The organism is Pseudomonas sp. P4_C3 (assembly GCF_056402075.1).
The window spans coordinates 1-3,419 of record NZ_JBFUIC010000392.1 but is presented as its reverse complement, the minus strand read 5'-3'; the positions used below and the strand labels follow the sequence as shown (position 1 = coordinate 3,419).

Annotated in this window: 4 protein-coding genes; 2 read left to right on the top strand and 2 right to left on the bottom strand. The window is 60.2% G+C overall.

All coding sequences use genetic code 11. The features are described from left to right. Positions 1 to 677, bottom strand: a 677-nt coding sequence (locus AC1DVH_RS28140; RefSeq protein WP_477756547.1) for an arginine N-succinyltransferase, incomplete at its 3' end; no start/stop codon positions are given. Positions 678 to 1,240: 563 nt separating this feature from the next. Here AC1DVH_RS28140 and AC1DVH_RS28135 point away from each other — a divergent pair. Together AC1DVH_RS28135 and cobF are read left to right on the top strand one after the other, a co-directional pair. After that, complete coding sequence (locus AC1DVH_RS28135) at positions 1,241 to 1,813, top strand: histidine phosphatase family protein (protein WP_477756546.1); 573 nt, start codon at positions 1,241 to 1,243, stop codon at positions 1,811 to 1,813. Next, the gene (cobF, locus tag AC1DVH_RS28130) at positions 1,813 to 2,568 is read left to right on the top strand and encodes a precorrin-6A synthase (deacetylating) (protein ID WP_477756545.1); all 756 of its coding nucleotides are present in this window, start codon (positions 1,813 to 1,815) and stop codon (positions 2,566 to 2,568) included. The genes AC1DVH_RS28135 and cobF overlap by 1 nt, the downstream gene beginning before the upstream one ends. A 47-nt stretch (positions 2,569 to 2,615) precedes the next feature. Here cobF and AC1DVH_RS28125 read toward each other — a convergent pair. Continuing rightward, positions 2,616 to 3,419: helix-turn-helix domain-containing protein (locus AC1DVH_RS28125; protein WP_477756544.1), on the bottom strand; the 804-nt coding region annotated here is incomplete at its 5' end.

The window sequence follows — 3,419 nt, the reverse complement described above, 5'->3', positions numbered from 1 at the left end:
ATACAGTCCTGTGCTGCCTGGGGCAGCATGGGCACGTAAATCGGATACTGCGGCATCAGTTCGGCGAGAAAGGTGCGGCTCTGCAGGCCGCAAAGCCGTTCGGCCTCGACGTAGGGCAAGTCGAAGAAATGCTTGCCCACGGCATCCCAAAATGGCGAGTGGCCTTCATCACTGCTGTAGCCGACGATTTCGGTGATCACCGTTTCGGAAAAACGCCGGGCGTGGGCGGCGATGAACAACAGGCGCGCCCGCGACAGTAGTTCGGAATGCGCGCTGCGCACACGCGCGGCATCGATATGGAAGCCCCGCAGCAAGGTGTGGCCACTGAGATCGTGACACAACGACAAGGCCGGTACGCCGTGCTCGATGTTCAGTTCCCTCGAGGCACTGGTGAAGTGCCGGTTGCGCAGGCTGTAGAACGGCTCGTTGAACCCCGCCGTGGCGAGGATTTCCGAGCAGCCGACCAGGTGCTGCGTCGTCAGGTCTTCGAGTACAAAGAAATAGTTTTCCGGGCCATGAACATCAACGTCCTTTTCGAACGACGCACACGAATCGAGGATTTTTCCGCGCAACCGTTCGCTATCGTCAGGCAGGGATGTAACGCCCACGAGGCTTTCACGAGCCAGCCTCTGCAACTGGGGCAGGTCGGCTGACTCGACTGGACGCAAGACCAGCATGGAGACACTCCTGTATTAAACGATTCGGCGGTTTGAGCCGAACCTGACTTTCACTGTCGGTTTTTCCACATATTCAATCGGTGGTCGTCTGAACGTTGTCAGGCGCCACTCTTTTTCTTGTCAGATGTTTTTTGGAATGGACCGGGTTAAACAAGAAACGGGCGATTCGGCCGCAGGCGATGCCTGGCCAGGCGCATTGATCGGGTATTCGAGAAAGGGCATCCGGGCTCCTGCTGGATGAGTGTGGAACATGTTTTAACAGTCCGTTGAAAGGAGTATTTAATTATCGCGTCCTGCCTGTCTAGTGAATTTTCGCGTGGTCTGGCCGTGCCCGAAAAAGGGGCGAAGTGCCTGTACCAAGGGACTACGCCGATGTCGTAAAGTCTTGTAGGTGATTGCCTTGGTTGCGGTCAGCCATAACAGAAAACCTGGCAGGAAATGACTGAAGGATCCGTTTCAGGCAGGAAAATTAAACACCACCCAGGGCTGCTTTGTTGCGGCACAATTGCGCGATGGCGGTCACCTGACGCCGTCGTTCCTTTCCATCTTTAGAGTGATTGCTGGTGCAGGCGACCCGTTTAACCCTGATTTGTCATGCTCGAACCGTCGCACAGAAATTGGCGCGTTTTCCTCTGGACGAGCCTTTGGAGATGGATTGGCAAGCGCTCAGGCTTTCCCGTGGCAATCAGTTCAAGGGCGCTCCACGCCTCGTCTGCGGCCCGGAGTTGCGCACTCGGCAAACCGCTGAACTGTTCGGCAGCGCATCGGAGATTGTTGACGCGTTGAAGGACTGCGACTTCGGGCGCTGGGGCGGTGAGCGCATCGGCGATCTGCAAAAAAACGATTCCGAAGCGCTCCAGCATTGGCTGGGCGACCCGGCTTCGGCACCCCACGGTGGCGAGTCGCTGGTGCAACTGGGCGAGCGCGTGGGCGCGTGGTTGACCACGTTGCAGTCGACGCCAGGGCACATCGTTGCCATTACCCATCCCTTCGTCATCCGCGCCGCACTCACGCAGGTGTTGCAAGGCGTATCGTCCGGCCTGATCGACGTCGAACCCCTGTCGGCGGTCGAGTTGAGATTCCATGGCCGCTGGCGGCTGCGCTTGCCGGGCACCGGGCCCGAGGACTTGCTGTGATGAAAAAGCTCCTGGTCATCGGTATCGGTGCTGGCAATCCCGACTACATCACAATGCAAGCGGTGAAGGCGCTGAATCAGGTCGACGTTTTTTTTCTCATGGACAAGGGCGAGAGCAAGAACAAACTCATCGATTTGCGCCGCGAAATCTGTTCACGCTACATCACCCACCACGCTTACCGTTTTGTCGAAGCCCACAACCCGGAGCGCGAGCGCGGTGAAGTGGACTACAAAACCAGTGTCGACGACCTGAACCTGGCCAGGCAGCAGACCTTCGAACGGCTGATCAACGATGAAATGTCCGACGGCCAGAGTGGTGGTTTTCTGGTGTGGGGCGATCCGGCGCTGTACGACAGCACCATTCGCATCTTGCAGGCGATCCAGGTCTCAGGCGCCTGTGCGTTCGAGTTCGAGGTGATCCCCGGCATTACCAGCGTCCAGGCGTTGGCGGCACAGCACAAGGTGCCGCTCAACCAGATTGGCCGCTCGGTTGAAATCACCACGGGCCGGCGTTTGGCGGCAGGGCAGGTGAGCGATGCCGACAGCCTGGTGGTGATGCTCGATGCCCAGGATGCTTACCATCAGGTGGTGGATCAGGACACCGAGATTTACTGGGGCGCCTATTTGGGGACGCCGGATGAAATCCTGATCAGCGGCAAGCTCAAGGATGTGGCGGATGACATCGAACGGGTGCGCAAGGCGGCGCGGCTGGCCAATGGCTGGATCATGGATACCTATTTGTTGCGAAAACCTTGAGCGGTAAGGTGACCGGGCTGACGTCTTCGCGGGCAAGTCGGATCGCCTCAAAAACCAGCACTGCCCCCACGCCCAAACCGCTCCCGATACACCGACGGCGGCACGCCAACCACCGTTCGAAAGGCCACCCGGAAGCTTTCCACCGAACGATAACCACAACGTTCGGCTATCTGCTCGGTGTTCTGGTCGCTGCTTTCCAGCAGTTCGCGGGCGCGGCCCAGACGTTCATGCTGCAACCAGGTTTTTGGTGACTGGCCACTGGCTTCGGTGAAGCGGCGCAGGAACGTGCGTTCGCTCATGGCGGCTTCGCTGGCCAGGTCGCGCACCTCCAGCGGCTCGTGCAAACGCTCACGTGCCCACTGCATGACGCGGGAAAGATCGCTGCGCGGTGTGGGACTGACCGGCGTCGGAATGAATTGCGCCTGGCCACCGCTGCGTTGCGGCGACGTGACCAGGCGTCGGGCCACGGAGTTGGCCACCTGCGTGCCGAAATCCCGTGCCACCAGATGCAGGCAGGCATCGATGCCTGCCGCGCTGCCGGCGGAGGTGATCAATTGGCCGGAATCGACATACAACACGTCCGGGTCCACCAGGATGCCGGGAAACCGCTCGGCCAGTTCCGAGGTATAGCGCCAGTGCGTGGTCGCGCCGCGCCCGTCGAGCAAGCCGGTGGCGGCGAGGACGAAAACACCGGAGCAGATCGACAGCAACCGCGCCCCCCGCGCATGGGCCTGGCGCAGTGCGGCGATCAACTCCACAGGCACTGCGGCGCTGCGGTCGCGCCAGCCGGGAATGATGATGGTCCGCGCGTCGGCGAGCATTTCCATGCCGCCATCGGCCAGGACCTGGAT